Annotated in this window: 16 protein-coding genes; 7 read left to right on the top strand and 9 right to left on the bottom strand. The window is 62.1% G+C overall.

The window, feature by feature from the left end; all coding sequences use genetic code 11:
• The first annotated feature begins 203 nt into the window (after positions 1-203).
• A complete protein-coding gene (locus NKH83_RS13605) occupies positions 204-632 on the top strand; it encodes a L,D-transpeptidase (RefSeq protein ID WP_254818202.1) in 429 nt (142 codons plus the stop codon).
• 150 nt (positions 633-782) lie between these two features.
• Here the strand turns inward: NKH83_RS13605 and NKH83_RS13600 are convergent, their stop codons facing one another.
• From NKH83_RS13600 to NKH83_RS13580, 5 genes are all read right to left on the bottom strand, one after another.
• Complete coding sequence (locus NKH83_RS13600; protein WP_352805102.1) at positions 783-1,775, bottom strand: lipid A biosynthesis lauroyl acyltransferase; 993 nt, start codon at positions 1,773-1,775, stop codon at positions 783-785.
• 2 nt (positions 1,776-1,777) lie between these two features.
• Entirely contained in the window at positions 1,778-2,806 is a 1,029-nt protein-coding gene (locus NKH83_RS13595) for a zinc-binding dehydrogenase (RefSeq protein WP_352805100.1), read from the bottom strand.
• Between the two features lie 36 nt (positions 2,807-2,842).
• The gene (locus NKH83_RS13590; protein ID WP_352805097.1) at positions 2,843-4,114 is read right to left on the bottom strand and encodes a beta-ketoacyl-ACP synthase; all 1,272 of its coding nucleotides are present in this window, start codon (positions 4,112-4,114) and stop codon (positions 2,843-2,845) included.
• A gap of 75 nt (positions 4,115-4,189) precedes the next feature.
• Positions 4,190-5,377, bottom strand: a complete 1,188-nt coding sequence (locus NKH83_RS13585; protein WP_352477637.1) for a beta-ketoacyl-ACP synthase — start codon at positions 5,375-5,377, stop codon at positions 4,190-4,192.
• 38 nt (positions 5,378-5,415) lie between these two features.
• Entirely contained in the window at positions 5,416-5,700 is a 285-nt protein-coding gene (locus NKH83_RS13580) for an acyl carrier protein (protein WP_254818207.1), read from the bottom strand.
• 707 nt (positions 5,701-6,407) lie between these two features.
• Between NKH83_RS13580 and NKH83_RS13575 the strand changes: the two genes are divergently transcribed.
• A complete protein-coding gene (locus NKH83_RS13575; protein ID WP_352805094.1) occupies positions 6,408-7,574 on the top strand; it encodes an alpha/beta fold hydrolase in 1,167 nt (388 codons plus the stop codon).
• Positions 7,575-7,790: 216 nt separating this feature from the next.
• Here the strand turns inward: NKH83_RS13575 and NKH83_RS13570 are convergent, their stop codons facing one another.
• The 3 genes from NKH83_RS13570 to NKH83_RS13560 form a co-directional block, all read right to left on the bottom strand.
• The gene (locus tag NKH83_RS13570; RefSeq protein ID WP_254818209.1) at positions 7,791-8,339 is read right to left on the bottom strand and encodes a histidine phosphatase family protein; all 549 of its coding nucleotides are present in this window, start codon (positions 8,337-8,339) and stop codon (positions 7,791-7,793) included.
• A gap of 106 nt (positions 8,340-8,445) precedes the next feature.
• Positions 8,446-8,649, bottom strand: coding sequence for a hypothetical protein (locus NKH83_RS13565; RefSeq protein ID WP_352477639.1), 204 nt, complete (start codon positions 8,647-8,649; stop codon positions 8,446-8,448).
• A 98-nt stretch (positions 8,650-8,747) separates the two neighbouring features.
• Positions 8,748-9,395, bottom strand: coding sequence for a caspase family protein (locus tag NKH83_RS13560; protein ID WP_352804023.1), 648 nt, complete (start codon positions 9,393-9,395; stop codon positions 8,748-8,750).
• Between the two features lie 149 nt (positions 9,396-9,544).
• Between NKH83_RS13560 and NKH83_RS13555 the strand changes: the two genes are divergently transcribed.
• The 5 genes from NKH83_RS13555 (at position 9,545) to NKH83_RS13535 (ending at position 13,983) form a co-directional block, all read left to right on the top strand.
• On the top strand, positions 9,545-10,495 hold the full coding sequence (locus tag NKH83_RS13555; protein ID WP_352805089.1) for an AEC family transporter: 951 nt from the start codon (positions 9,545-9,547) through the stop codon (positions 10,493-10,495).
• Positions 10,496-10,665: 170 nt separating this feature from the next.
• Positions 10,666-12,123: an NAD-dependent succinate-semialdehyde dehydrogenase gene (locus NKH83_RS13550; protein WP_352804027.1), complete on the top strand. Its 1,458-nt coding sequence runs from the start codon at positions 10,666-10,668 to the stop codon at positions 12,121-12,123.
• Positions 12,124-12,202: 79 nt separating this feature from the next.
• Complete coding sequence (locus tag NKH83_RS13545; protein WP_352804030.1) at positions 12,203-13,228, top strand: aldose epimerase family protein; 1,026 nt, start codon at positions 12,203-12,205, stop codon at positions 13,226-13,228.
• Between the two features lie 228 nt (positions 13,229-13,456).
• Positions 13,457-13,714, top strand: coding sequence for a colicin D domain-containing protein (locus NKH83_RS13540; RefSeq protein WP_352804032.1), 258 nt, complete (start codon positions 13,457-13,459; stop codon positions 13,712-13,714).
• Positions 13,711-13,983 (top strand): colicin immunity domain-containing protein, encoded by a 273-nt coding sequence (locus NKH83_RS13535; protein ID WP_352805085.1) that lies wholly within the window; start codon positions 13,711-13,713, stop codon positions 13,981-13,983. The genes NKH83_RS13540 and NKH83_RS13535 overlap by 4 nt, the downstream gene beginning before the upstream one ends.
• A gap of 128 nt (positions 13,984-14,111) precedes the next feature.
• On the opposite strand, the gene NKH83_RS13530 is transcribed toward NKH83_RS13535, so the two are convergent.
• The gene (locus tag NKH83_RS13530) at positions 14,112-15,032 is read right to left on the bottom strand and encodes a phosphorylase family protein (protein ID WP_352804035.1); all 921 of its coding nucleotides are present in this window, start codon (positions 15,030-15,032) and stop codon (positions 14,112-14,114) included.
• Between the last annotated feature and the right edge of the window lie 11 nt (positions 15,033-15,043).

The following is a 15,043-nucleotide window of genomic DNA, read 5'->3' as shown; positions in this document are numbered from 1 at the left end:
ATGAGGGGGTTTTGCAAGCCCGATGGCGAATTGCCAGGCGATTGCGTGTCGTTACGGCAACTATTGCGGGAAATCGTTCAAATTCGCTGCTTGGGATTGGTGAAATCGTCAGGGAGTAAGTGTTAGCTCGCTGGCTTGCCATCAAAACGCTGGAGAACAGCGTGAGGGCAGGCAGGCAAGGGGCATCAAAGGGGTTTGATTGCATGAAAAACACAGTTCTCATGGCAGCGGCATTAGTAGCGATGCTGTTCGGCTCGTCGTTCGAGAGCCGTGCGGCCAGCCTGGTCGCGAACATCGATATTTCCTCACAGACGATGACGGTAAGATACGGACTGTCGTATTACCGGTGGAGCGTTTCCACCGCCCGCAAAGGCTACATCACGCCACGCGGCAGCTATCGTCCACAGCGGACGGCCCGGATGTGGTATTCGCGCAAATACGACATGTCGCCGATGCCCTATTCGGTGTTCTTCCGCGGCGGCTATGCCATCCACGGCACCGGCGCGATCCGGCAATTGGGGCGCCCGGCATCGCATGGCTGTGTGCGCCTTCACCCCAGCAACGCGGCCGCATTCTATTCGATGGTGCGCAAAGCCGGCTTCGGCAATACGCGGATCCTCGTGACGAATTAGGGTCTGCTCCCCGGCCCGCAACAAAAAACCCGCCGGAGCGGCGGGTTCGTCGGGGCCAAATAGCACCATAACCAAATTTGTAGCATAGCTGCCGGCACAAAGCAAGAACAAAATACATCAGTAGCGGAAAACGCTTGCTATGGTTTCCGCTCAAGCGGCTTTGTCGCGCATTGTCGCCGGCCGACGCTTTTTGCGCTTGCTGATCTCCCAGCGCTTGTGGAACCACATCCACTGGCCGGGGTCTTCGCGCACCCAGCGCTCGACGACGTCGCTGAGAAGCTGGGTGGTGGCGGGGACGTCGACACTGCCGCCGGCGGTGCGCGGCAAGGTGAGCTTGTCCTCGATCTCGAGCAGGAAACGATTGTTCGGCAAGCGCACGCAGCGCGCCGGGTAGACATCGCAATCGTAGTGCCGCGCCAGGGTGCCGAGGACCCGGTTGCTCTCGCAGGGGCGGCCGAAGAATGTCGTCTCGAGCCCGCCGGTGAATTTCTGGTCTACCAGCACGCCGATATTGCCGCCCTTCTCCAGGACGGCCGCAAGCGCGAACGAGGCACCGGTCGAAGACGGCAGCAGCGATCCCATGCTCGAGCGGCGGGTCGAGAGGATGTAGTCGGCGAGGTAAGGGTTGTTGGGCGGGCGAAACAGCGCCGTGATGTTCATGCCGAAAGTCGCCGCCGCCACCGGCAGCAGCTCGAAATTGCCGAGATGCCCGGTGAAGACGATATGCGGCTTGTCCTCGCCGGCGATGCGCACGAAATGCTCCACGCCCTTGACCTCGACACGGCCCGGCTTCGTCGCAGCGGGATCGTAGTCGAACAAAGCATCGAGAAAGATGTATTCGGCGGCCAGGCGGGCCATGTTGCCCCACATGTCGGAAGCGATCGCTTCGATCTCGGCATCGCTTTTTTCCGGATAGGCCTGGCGCAGATTGTCGACCGCAACCTGATGGCGCGCCACCCAAGGGCCGATGCGGCGGGCGGCGCGGTCGGCAAAATTGAGCGCGCTGTCGGGCGGCAGCAGGCGCAGCGCGGAGATGATGATCATCGCGACCCGCGCGACCAGCCAGTAGTTGAACTGGCGAAGCCGCCTGCCATAGCGGAATCCCAGGTCCCTGCGGATCTTCTTGAAGGCGTTGCCGATCATTCTCAGCCGACGCGCAGGATGATCTTGCCGAAGACGTCGCGGCCTTCCATGCGTTTCAGCGCCGCATCGATGCCGTCGAAGCCGACCTCGGTGTCGATCACCGGCGCGACCAGGCCCGCTGCCATCTTCTGCATGGCGTCGGCTATGTTTTCCATGCGGCAGCCGAACGAGCCGAGCAGCTTCAGCTGCTGCTGGAACAACTGCATCAAATTGATCTGCGTCGACACGCCGGAGGTCGAGCCGCAGGTGACCAGCCGGCCGCCGCGTTTGAGGCACAGCATGGACGCGGCAAAGGTGTCGGCGCCGACATGCTCGAACACCACGTCGACGCCCTTCTTCTTGGTCAGCTTGCGCACGACGCCCTCGAAGCGGTCGTCGCGGTAATTGATGACGTGGTCGGCGCCGAGCGCCTTGGCCTTGTCGATCTTATCGTTCGAGCCGACGGTGGTGATGACCGTGCAGCCCATCTTCTTGGCCAGCTGAATAGCGGCGGAGCCGATGCCGGAGCCGCCGGCATGAACCAGTATCGTCTCGCCGGGCTGCAGCCGGGCGTTGTCGAACAGCATGTGCTCGACCGTGCCGAAGGTGACAGGCGCCACCGCCGCGCCGATTTCGCTCACGCCTGGCGGGGCGGGGACCAGAAGGCGCGCCGGCAGGTTGATCTTTTCCTGCGCAAAGCCGTCGAGATGGAAGCCGTGAACGCCCGAAACATGCTCGCAGAGATTGTCACGGCCTTCGCGGCAGGCGCGGCAAAGCCCGCAGGTGCGGGCGCCATAGATCGACACCAACTGTCCGGGCAGGAGGCTGGAAACGCCGGGGCCGACCGCCTCGACCTCGCCGGAGGCCTCGGCGCCGACGACCAGCGGCAGCTTGCGCTTGGCGAAGGCCATGCCGCGCCAGCCCCAGACATCGATGTGGTTCAGCGCCACGGCCTTGATGCGCAGTGTCACCTCGCCGAGCGACGGCGGCGGCGGTGGCGGCAGGTCCACCGTTTCAAGCCGGCGATCCTCGATAAGTTGCAATGCGCGCATGGTGCCTGTCGGTTCAGTCCGGCTGAAAAAGGTCGCTTAGACCGGTTCCCGCGCCATGACAAGGCAGGTGTTCTGGCCGCCGAAGCCGAAGGAGTTCGACAGGACCGTGCCGACCTCGGCGTTGCGCTTGGCGTTCGGCACCACGTCGAGCACGATCGCCGGGTCGGGATTGTCATAGTTGATGGTCGGCGGAATGACGCTTTCGCGCATCGTCATCAGCGAAAATGCGGCCTCGACGGCACCGGCAGCCGATAGGGTATGGCCGATCATCGACTTGTTCGACGAGACCGGCATTGATGAGATCCGCTCGCCGAATACCGTCGACAGCGACAAGTGCTCCATCTTGTCGTTTTCAGGCGTCGAGGTGCCATGGGCATTGACATAATCGATCCCGTCCTCGCTCAAGCCGGCATCGGCAAGAGCGGCGCGCACCGCCGCGATCGCCGGCGAACCGTCCGGCTTGGAGCGGGTGCGATGGAAGTCGTCGGCCTTTTCGCCGCAGCCGCGCAATATGCCGAGAACGGTGGCGCCGCGGGCAAGTGCTGCCTCCAGCGATTCCAGTACAAGGGCGCCCGAGCCCTCGGCCAGCACGAAGCCGTCGCGGTCCTTGGAGAAGGGTTTTGAGGCCTTTTCGGGGATGTCGTTATGGGTGGAGAGCGCGGACAGAAGCGAGAAGCGGATCAGCGCCTCGGCGGTCGCCGAGCCGTCGGCGCCGATCGACAGCGCCCTGTCGCATTCGCCGCGGCGGATCGCTTCGACACCGAGCTGGATCGCCGTGGCGCCCGAAGCGCAGGCGGTCGACAGCGTGATCGGCAGGCCACGCGTGCCGAAACGGTCGGCAAGCCGGTCGGCGATCGAGCCGAACTGGGTGGTCTCGAAGATGTCGAGTTCCCTGAGGCCGCGCGCTACCCGCAGCAGCCTTTCTGCACCGGTGTCGTGCGTGTCGGAATTGTAGAGCGAAAAGCGCTCGCTCCAGTCGAGCTCGACCGGCGGCGAAGCGAGGAAGAGCGGTCCGCCGAAATCGCCGGCATCGAGGCCGGCCTCCGACATCGCTTCCTGGGCGGCGGTTTCGGCAAGCTCATAGGTGAGGAGACTGGCGCCCTTGGAACTCGACGGCAGGAAATCGACCATGCCGGAGATGCGGGTGTTGAGATGATCGACCGGGAAGCGGGTGATCGGATGGATGCCGGATTTGCCCGACGTAAGTGCCGCCCAATTTTCGGCTTTGCCGACACCGAGCGACGTCACCACGCCGATGCCGGTGACCGCTACGATAGGCCTGCCCATATGGTCGTTCAGATTGGCCATTTGTTGTCCAAAAACCTGTTTCTCTTGGAGCAATCGGATCGCCCGAAAACCGCATCACACTTTCGGTCCGATGCTCTAGGCGGCTTTGATCAGCGCCATGCCCTCGAATTGGTGATAGCCGATCGCCGTTGCAAGGACGGTCTTCGGGACGCCGGCAAACGGTTTTTCGACTGTGGCGTCGAAGACAGGGTAGGCCGCCTTGCGGTCGACAGCCAGGGCTGCCAGCGCAACGGCAAAGGGGAACTGCGCTTCCTTCATGTGGCCGGTCAGCGTCGAAAAGCCGCGTGCGGCGATCGCCGGATTGGCCTCGAGTGCCGATTTCTCGGCGGCGGTCGCGGCATGGGCGCCCGAAGCGCCGGAGATCGCCAGCAGTTCGCCGTCCGGCAATGCGGCTTGCTTCAACAGCGCGGCGATCTCACCGTCGAGTTCGCCCCGTCGGCGCCTGGCACGACCGGACAGGACCGGGCCGAGTTCCGCGTAGATCTTCCGGCCACGGCGTTCCGCGTGCTCGCGCTGCTCCAGGACGAGAAACGCGCCGCCGGATCCGGTCACCACACCGCCGCCTTCGGCGCCTTGCCTCTGCCAGACCGGCCGCCACGCGCCGCGATGCAGGTAGCCGGCCAGTTCATAGCCGAGCAGCATGTCGGAATGTTCGGTCTGAAAAGCGCCGCCGACCAGTATATGCGTCGACTGGCCGGAGCGGATGCGCGCGGTCGCCGTCTCGACCGCGGCAACGCCCGCACCTTCCTCGCCCATGAAGGTGCGCGACGACCCCGTCACCTTGTGGACGATCGAGATGTTGCCGGCGAGCAGGTTGGAAAGCTGTGCCAGAAACAGCGTCGGGCGCAATTCCGTGGTCAGCTTCTCGTTAAGCAGCACGTCGCGGTCATTGCGGCTTTCCGATGCCGCGAGAATGGCCGCATCGACCGCCTCGTCGCGCTCGCCGCCGCCGGCGGCCACCACCATGTCCATGGTCGCGCAGAGTTCGTCATTGCCCTTGATGCCGGCATCGTCGAGCGCAAGGCCGGCCGCATAGGTGCCGAGCCTCTGCCAGGTCTCCATCTGCCGCTGGTCGCCGCGCTTGGCGATCTGCAGGTTCCAGTCGATCTCCGGCAGCGGATGGACCGTATAGGGCGAGAAGCGCGAGGCCTCCAGAACCGGCTCAAGGCGCGGCTGGACAAGCTTTTGCCAATGCGCATCCGGACCCTCGCCCAGCGACGAGACAAGGCCGATGCCTGATATGACGACGTCGTGGGGGTTCATTGGGGGCTGTTGTGGGTCGGGCGCGTCAGGCGCTGTGTTCACGCGGCGTTCTTGGCGGCGACGAGCGCGTCGATCTTGGCGCACAGGTTCTTCATGACGAAATAGTCGTCGGTCGAAGCCTTGCCGTCATTGACCTCCTGCGTCCACTTTTCCAGCGGCACCTTGATGCCGAATTCCTTGTCGATGGCAAAGACGATGTCGAGGAAGTCGAGGCTGTCGATGCCGAGATCGTCGATGGTGTGGCTTTCGGGCGTGATCGTCTCGATATCGATCTCGCTGGTGTCGGCGATGATCTTGGCGACTTTGTCGAACGTGGTGGACAAGGGCTTTTCCTTCGATTGCGGGCGGAATCTGTCCGCATGTGTTTGGCGCTGTCTAATCGGTTTTTCCGGGCAGGAAAAGGCCTGATGCGCCGACGGCAGCTGGGATTGATGTTCTGGCAGAGCAATAGGGGTCGCTGGCAACCCCTCCCGGCGATATGCCCAAACCGTCCCATCTCTGGTCATTGCGTGTACCAATGTACCACGAAGATCTATGACTACAGAAACGCGTGCAGACCGGGTGCGCCTGGAAAAACGATTGGCGAAGGTGCTCAAGGCCTTGGCTGAGCATCGCGACATGAGCCTGGGTGGACGGCTGGCGCATCGCATCCGCTATGTTCGCGTTACGCCGGATTCGCGTTTCGGATTTGTCGAGGTGGCCTGCCGACCGACACTAACGGAGGCACGGAGGCGTCGATTACCTATGCGTTCACGGCCTTGAGCCCGGCAGGAGCATCGTATCTGTCCGAACTGACGGAGGACGCGTTCGCGGACATGATCGAGGGATGGAAGCTCCGTGTCGACGCTTGGCTGGTAGCGGTGAAAATCTGACGCCAGGTAACTTAAACGAATTGCCACCAAGGGTGGAATGTTACCTTCGTCTCGTAGATGGGAACCAGCAAGTAGCGGACAAAGCTGTCGCTCAGTGAGTTTTCCTTCGTTCTGTGCCTTGATGGGACAATTCCTCGCCGCTGATCGGAGCAACACTCGTGGCCATTCATTCCTTCCACATTAACATCCCGGATGAACAGATCGAGTACCTACAGCGTCGTATCCAAGCGACAAGATGGCCGTCGTCGATCTTCGCATACGGATGGGAGGACGGTACTGACGTTGATTTCCTCAGTAAGCTTTCACGTTACTGGCAATACGATTTCAGGTGGCGCGATCACGAAAAACGTCTGAACCTGTTGCCTCAGTTTAGGGTCACGATAGACGGGTGCGACATCCATTTCGTTCACCAGAAAGGAAAGGGGTCAGCGCCCTTGCCGTTGATCCTCACTCATGGCTGGCCCGGCTCCTTCGCCGAGTTCGAGCATGTCATTCCGCTGCTCACGGATCCTGCCAAATACGGCGGGGATGCCGATGACGCCTTCGATGTCGTCGCACCGTCGCTTCCGGGTTTCGGCTTCTCGTCCCCGCCGCGTCAGGCCGGCGTTAGCTCAAAGCATGTCGCCAAGCTGTGGCGGGGGCTGATGCGCGAACTGGGATATGATCGCTTCGCCGCACAAGGTGGCGACATCGGCGCCGGCGTCTCGACCTGGCTCGCTCAGCTTTACCCGGAGGACCTTATCGGATTGCACCTGAATTACATTCCAGGCAGTTTCCGCCCGACCCTCGGTCGCGACGACCCACCTGTCACGCCGGAGGAGAAGGCATTCCTCGACAGTGCGGCGAATTTCGCCGCGACGGAGGGGGCCTACGCTTTTCTGCAGGGGACCAAGCCCCAGACGCTAGCCTTTGCACTGACAGATTCCCCAATCGGGCTAGCCGCATGGATTGCCGAGAAGTTCCGCAGTTGGAGCGACTGCGAAGGCGAACTCGAACGCGCCATCCCTCTAGACACGCTGCTTACCGACATCTCGCTCTACTGGTTCGGTAACACGATCGAGGCCTCGCTCCGGATTTACAAAGAGAACCGGCTCTGCCCCCTGACCTTCGGGCCAAGGGAGCGAATAACACCGCCCCTCGGCGTTGCAGTCTTCCCTCGAGAGCTTCCTATGCCACCTCGCTCCTGGGTCGAGCGAGTCTTCCGTGTCGAGCGCTGGACCGACATGCCGAAAGGAGGACATTTCGCGGCGATTGAGCAACCCGAACTCCTGGTCGAGGACATCCGGGCCTTTTTTCGGCCGCTGAGGCTCCGGCCGGCAAAGTAAAGGACGAAAACCTCGCCCGTTGTCACGGCTCGGAAGTCCTGATGAGACGTACCATCGCATTCGCTTTAGTTGAAAGCGCTCGTTGGTCCTGACTAAGGGTCAATGTCGACCTTGGACTCGATCAAGACCTCATCGCGGGTCGGAACCGGTATTCCGCTTAAGTACCAAACGCTAGATTTCACTACTAGCGAACGCTTCAACCGGCTCCGGCGCAGATCAGAAAGTGACGCGGCCGAGTACCCGCAGGCCGTCGCCCTGCGGCTCGACGACCACGGCCTCGCCTTCACGCGGCGAGATCCCGGTCAATTCCTTGATGTTTTCGAGATGCGTGACCATGACCAGATTGTCGGAGCCGGAATAGCCGCGGATCTCGGCAAGGATCGCGGCAATCTGGTCGGCCTTTTCCTTTTCGTCGGTCTTCAGCAGGTCAAGCGGTGCGAACGGCTCCGGCTCGCTTTCGAAAGCGATGCGGGCGGTCTCGAGGCAGCGGCAATAGCGGCTGGACAGCACGCGCTCGACCGGTGCGGCGCGGGCGCCAAACAGCGCGCCGATCTTGCGCGCCTGTTGCTTGCCGCGCTCAGAGAGATTGACCTGGGTCGCGCATTTGCCGAGGTCGAAATTGGCGGCATCGGTGGTGCCGGTGACCATGGCATGGCGAAGCAGGACCACATGCCCGCCGTCGCGGAGCAGCGCCCAGCCGGCTTCCGTCGCATGGGCTGTGGCGGAAACGGCAAGCAACAGCAGCGCCAGCACAAATCGAAGCATCAGACATCCTTTTCGGGTGACCGGCAGGCAGGTCCCCGGTGACCGGCATATAGGGACGGCAAAGCCGGCTGAAAGACAAGCCGAGTGCAACCTGCGGCCGAGACGCCTATTTCTTCGCTATCTGCTTCTTCACCAGATCGATCTTGCGGTCGATCAGCGGGATGGGGAGTGTGTAGCCGGCTTCGGTAAAGCCTTGCTTGGCGTTCTCGAAGAATTCGATCGCCTTTTGGTATTCGGCATTGCCGCCGCCATAGCTGCCGCGGTTCCAGTGGACGTCGCCGAGATTGTTCTGCTCGAAGGCCCATTGCATCGGCTGGCCTTCGCGGGTGAAGACCTTGAGCGTCGCCTCGAAGGCGGCTTCGGCTTCGTCCAGATATTTGCCGGTCCGTTCGAGATTGCCGAGATTGATCAGGCAAAGCCGATCACCGCCCCCAGATTTTCCGTCGCGGTAACGTCCGCCAGTGCCCTGGCGCCGCGCATCGGCTCCAGCCCGCCGGCGCCGATCGGCGAGGCCGAGGCGGTGGGCGCCCGGCGCAGCACCGCATCCGCCGGAAACGGGTTGGTGCGGCAGGCATCGAGCAGCATGATCGTTACCGGCACGGTCGTCTTCAATTCGTCCATGACGGCGGAGATCGGCGCCAGGGCCTGATCGGCGTCCTTCAATGAAGAAACGTCGGCGTCGACCGGCACCAGATAGTTTTCGCCGCCGGCCTCGATGCCGTGGCCGGAATAGTAGATCAAGGCGACGTCGGCGTCCTCGGCATCCTCAGCGAAACGCTCGAGGTCGCGCTTCAGCTTTGCCGCGTCGCGGTCGGTGACGCTGCGCGCGCCGAAGCCGAGATCGGTCAGCATCTTGGCGATGTCGCGGGCGTCGTTGGCGGGGTTGGGAAGAGCCGCTATGTGCTGGTATTTCGACTGGCCGACAATCAGCGCCACGCCCTTGAGGCTCTCCGGCTCCGCGGCATGAGCCGAGGTCACCACGAGGCAAAGCATGGCGCCGACGAAAGCCGTCAGCCACGCCTGCTTGAAGAAGTGCTGATTTCCGACAAGGCCCATTCGCCGCGTGTCACCCGACAACCCTGTATAGCGCTGGCATCCAACCATGAGCAAATTCGGGCAAGATCCGAGCAGCCGGATTGTTGGCCGGTACATTCGCGAGGGAAGGGCGATTGCGCCGCCGCCGGGCCTCGCCTATCACGGGAAAAATGTCTCCGCTTACCGAAACCGTCCTCTTCGTCTTCAGTCTCGTCGGGCTCGGCTATCTTGCCGGGTTGACCGGCTATTTGAAGCCGGCGAGCGGCGAGGGCGTATCCGAATTCGCCATCAACGTGGCAATGCCGCTTTTGCTGTTCCAGACCATGGTAAAGGCCGATTTCCACGGCGTGGCGCCGTGGTCGCTATGGGGCGCTTATTTCGCGGCGGTCGCGCTCACCTGGGCCACCGGCCATCTGGTTGTTACGCGCATCTTCGGGCGGGACGCCCGCGCCGGCGTCGTCGGCGGCGTATCGTCGTCCTTCTCCAACGTCGTCCTGCTCGGCGCGCCCTTCATCATCGGCGTGTTCGGGCCGGCCGGGTTCGAAGTGTTGTCACTGCTCGTCTCCATTCACCTGCCGGTGATGATGATGGCCTCGATCATCCTGTTCGAGATGTTCGGCCGCGGCGGCAGCGAGCCTGTGCATCCGGTCCGTGTCGTCAGGAGCTTTCTCAGGAGGGTATTCATCAATCCGCTGATCATCGGCATACTGGCCGGGCTGGCGTGGCGCTTCACCGGTGCGCCGCTGCCGGTGCTTGCGACGCGGCTGAGCGACGCGCTGGCCGGCACGGCCGCCCCGGTTGCGCTGTTTGCCATGGGGCTCAGCCTGCGCCGCTTTGGCATCTCCGGCAATGTAAGGCCGGCGCTGGCGCTGTCGGTGCTGAAACTGTTCCTGATGCCGGCGCTGGTTCTCGGCCTGGTGTGGCTGATCGGCCTGCCGCCATTGACGGCCAAGGTGGCGGTGATGGTCGCGGCGTTGCCGTCCGGCATCAATTCCTATCTCATCGCGGTGCAGTTCAACACCGGCCAGGCGCTGGCGTCGAACCAGATGACCATCGCCACCACCTGTGCTGTCGTGACCACTGCGTTTTGGCTGACAGTGGTCGTCGTCGTTTTTGGATAAGAGCCCGGCTGCATCGCTCTCGCTTTGGCTGGCCCAAACCCTATATGCCATCTTGTGATTGCTTGCGGGGCTTGCCCTGGGCTAAGAGCAGTGGCTCTAGCGATGCTATCGCGCACGTCCATTCACGAAATCAGCGACCGGCCCGCCAGGTGCCGAACGGAGGCGAGATCATGCTTCAGAAAACCAGCCATTTCATGCGGCAGGCCAATCTCATCAATGGCGAATGGGTGCAGGCCGATTCAGGCCAGACGATCGACGTCAACAATCCTGCCACCGGCCTCAAGATCGGCACAGTGCCGAAGTCGGGCAAGGCCGAGACCCGCCGCGCCATCGAAGCCGCCGACGCTGCTTTCCAGACATGGCGCAAGACCACCGCGCTCGAACGCTCGAAGCTGTTGCGCAAGCTGCACGACGCGATGATGGACAATCAGGACGTGCTGGCCGAACTGCTGACCATCGAGCAGGGCAAGTCGCTGTTCGAATCGAAGGGCGAGATCGGCTCGGCCGCGTCCTACATATTGTGGTTCGCCGAAGAGGGCCGCCGCACCTATGGCGACGTCGTTCCGTCGCCCTGGGCGGACCGCCGTATCCTGGTGACCAAGGAGCCGGTCGGCGTCATCGCCGCCATTACGCCGTGGAATTTCCCATCCTCGATGTTGGCCCGCAAGCTTGGCCCGGCGCTTGCCGCCGGCTGTACCGCCGTGGTCAAGCCCGCGTCGCAGACGCCTTATTCCGGCCTTGCCTGGGGCGCGCTTGCCGAGGAGGTCGGCTTCCCCAAAGGCGTAATCAATATCCTGACCGGCGCCGCCGGTGAGATCGGCGACGAGATCTGTGCCAACCCACTGGTCAAGAAGATCACCTTCACCGGCTCGACGGAGGTCGGCAAGATCCTGATCCAGAAGTCGTCGGTGACCGTCAAGAAAGTGTCGATGGAGCTCGGCGGCAATGCGCCGTTCATCGTCTTCGACGACGCCGATATCGAGCGGGCCGTCGCTGGCGCCATCACCGCCAAGTACCGCAATTCCGGCCAGACCTGCGTCTGCACCAACCGCTTCCTGGTGCAGGCCGGCATCTATGACCAGTTCGTCGAAAAGCTCGCTATTGCGAGCAACGGGCTGAAGGTCGGTTCCGGCCTCGAGGAAGGTGTCCAGCAGGGACCGCTGATCGATGAGAAGGCGGTGGAGAAGGTCGAGGAGCTGATTGCCGACGCTACCGCCAAAGGCGGCAAGGTCGTCGCCGGTGGCAAGCGCCACGCGCTCGGCGGCTCGTTCTTCCAGCCGACGGTGATCGCCAATGCGACGCCGAAGATGCGCTTCATGAAGGAAGAAATCTTCGGCCCGGTAGCACCGGTATTCAAGTTCGAGACCGAGGAAGAGGCCGTAGCACTCGCCAACGACACCGAGTTCGGCCTGGCCTGCTACTTCTACACCGGCGATCTCGGCCGCGCCTTCCGGGTCATGGAAGGGCTGAAATACGGCATGGTCGGCGTCAATGAGGGGCTCATCACCACCCCTGAAGCGCCGTTCGGCGGCGTCAAGGAATCGGGCCTCGGCAAGGAAGGCGGCCATCAGGGCATCGAGGATTATCTCGACACCAAATATGTCTGCATCGGCGGACTTGGTCTCTAGAAGCCTGATGCGGTAATACCGAAACGACCCTGGGCCGCTTCGAAAGGCCAGGCTGGCATCGAGCAGCGAACTTGCGAGCATGGCAATGAAGGACGGCGAGGTTTTCGGCACGACGCAGGCGGGCGAGGCCGTCCGCCGCTTCACCATCCGTGGCGGCGGCCTCACCGCCAACATCATCGGGCTGGGTGCGATCATCCAGGATCTGCGTCTGGCCGGGCACGACGCGCCGCTGGTGCTCGGCTATGATCGTTTCGAGCACTATGAGACGGACACCGCCTTCTTCGGCACCGTCGTCGGGCGCTATGCCAACCGTATCCGCGACGGCCGCTTCACGCTTGCCGGCAAACGCTATCAGACCGAGCGCAATTTCCTCGAAAAGCACACGCTGCATGGCGGTTCGCAAGGTTTTTCGCGCCGGGCCTGGGCGGTTTCGCTGCATGGCAGGGATTTTGTCACGCTGACCCTCCACGACCCGGACGGCACGATGGGCTTTCCCGGCGCGCTCGACGTGACCTGCACCTACCGGCTGAAGATCCCCGGCACGCTCAGCGTCGAACTGACCGCCACCTGTGAGGAGCCGACGCTCTGCAACCTTACCCAGCATTCCTATTTCAACCTGGATGACGGCGGCGCCGGCGACATTCTCGACCACCGGCTGATGCTGAATGCCGGGGCCTATCTTCCTGTCGACGCCGATCTGATCCCGACAGGCACGGTCAAGCCGGTCGACGGCACGCCCTTCGATTTTCGCCAGGCCCGGCCGCTGCGCATGGAGACCGAGGGCGAACAGCTCCCCTACGACCAGAATTTCTGCCTCGCCTCGACGCGCGGGCCGCTGAAGCAGGCGTCATGGGCGCAAGGCGCGAATTCCGGGGTCGAGATGGAGCTCTGGACCACGGAGCCGGGCGTCCAGCTCTATACCGGCCAGTACCTGGCGCTGTCTTCGCCTGGATTGGGCGGGCGTCAATACAAGGCCTTTTCGGGCTTCTGCCTGGAGCCGCAAATCTGGCCGGATGCGCCGAACCGGCCGTATTTCCCGCAAGCCACGCTGTGGCCTGGGCAGATCTACCATCACGTGACGGAATACCGGTTCAGGCAGCCTTAGGGCAGGAGTGCCGCTGCCCAAGCGTACGACTCGAGCGTCGTGAACATGCCCAGCGCGGCGCCTTCGGGATGATAGTGTCCTGAAGGTTCTGCAAAAGCTCTGGAGAGAGAACAGCTCTTGGCCTGAGGCAAGGGGCTGCCATGGCACGCTGGTGACGTTTCGACCACCGATTCCCGTGGAAGGGGAGTGCCATGACCAATCGAGAAATTAGACTGAGCAGAGGGCGAGTTGAAAGGGTTGCTGTTGTCGGATGAGGACGGCTTTCGCAAGGACTTGCAGATTGTGGTGCAGGAGGCTTTGGAGGCCGAGATGACGCAGGCCATCCAAGGAACTTACCAAGGGCAATCAGTAACGCACTTCGTCGACCCGCAAACCGGCTTGAGTGTCATTCGCGATAGTTCAGGAAATCTCCTGTCTGGATGGAAGCTCAGTCCCAAGCAGTTAGAATATGTCTTGACGACCGGCAAACTGGGAGGCGAACTATGAGCAGCGTATCTGGCGAATACCGTGCGTTGGTTGAAACCTTTCTCGCAGGGGAAATAGATGCTCCTAAGTTGGTAGAATTTTACTTAAAGAAATTTAAGGATGAGACGCGAGCCATCCCAGAGCAGGACTTTAAGGTGATAGATGAGATCTTTGCTGACATTGACGCATACACTTCCGATATCAGCTTGATTAGAGAGAATCCTAGATTTTATCTTGACGACGCACAACTGAGAGTAAAAGTTGCGGAGGCCCTAGACCGGCTCCCATGAGGCTTACCGGCTGCCCGGCGGACATGCCAACGTCATCGCTGAATGCAACGCCATTTTTGCAGAGCTTGACGCACACAACTCTCGAGATCCCTAGTCTGCGGCAGAGCTTCAGCCATCTGGCGGCTATCTCAGAACCGGCTGGAGCGTTCTTTCGGCTGAGGCGACTTCAAGCCCTGACAGGAGCATGCCGGATCAGCAGGAAGTCGCGCGGCGGTCTCCAGCGCGACCCGCGAGGCTGTCATTGAGAGATTGGGCAGCACGTCCTCCTGCAGCAATTTCTGGCGATTGCGATCCATATAGTCGTTGAAGCCCGCCGTCACGAACGCGCAAGGCACGAAACACGCGCCGATCTCGCGCGACAAGGTCGCCTCAGGGGCGATGGAATGGTTGAGTACATCCGCCCCCATGCCCCGATACGCCAAGGCTTCGGCTGGCGTTGTCAGCCGGGGCCCATAACAGTGGGCAGCCACCAACTGCTGTTCGATGCCATAAACGCGGCATTCGGCTGGCCAATGACGGCGGGCCGTTTCGACCAGAACCGCCGCACATCTTGGACACACGATTTGCTTGCCCGAACAGTCAAAGCTCTGGCGGTCAGGCAACAGTGAAAACGGGGTCTGCGTCAGTTCGATGATGTCGGCGGTCACCACCATGTCGCCCGGCTGGATCGCCTTGTTGACGGCGCCAACCGTCGAGCAGGCGAGAACTTGCCGTACACCCGCCCGCATCAATACCCAGAACGCGCGGCGATGACAGGAATGGTCAATATGGTCGCGGGGATTGCCGTGCGAATACATGCACAGAGCGCGCTTTGCTCTCCCGTCGGCAGTAATCGACGCGTCGAACTCGAGCAGCTTCCAGTTGTCGGTACGACCGAAAGGCGTTTCAAAACTCATGTCGCGCCGCAACGTGCGCACACCATCGAATTCGACATCTTCCGGGAAGGCAAGCCCCCAGTTTGCCGACCCGGTGATGATGGCCAACCCTACCTGAGGGATGTCCGTCGAATGATCCGCCAGATCGTCGGCTGCATGGTAATTGGTGGGCATGTTTCCAGTCT

Source organism: Mesorhizobium sp. M0909 (genome assembly GCF_040319515.1).
Classification (GTDB): domain Bacteria; phylum Pseudomonadota; class Alphaproteobacteria; order Rhizobiales; family Rhizobiaceae; genus Mesorhizobium.
This window is presented reverse-complemented; position numbering and strand designations above follow the sequence as displayed.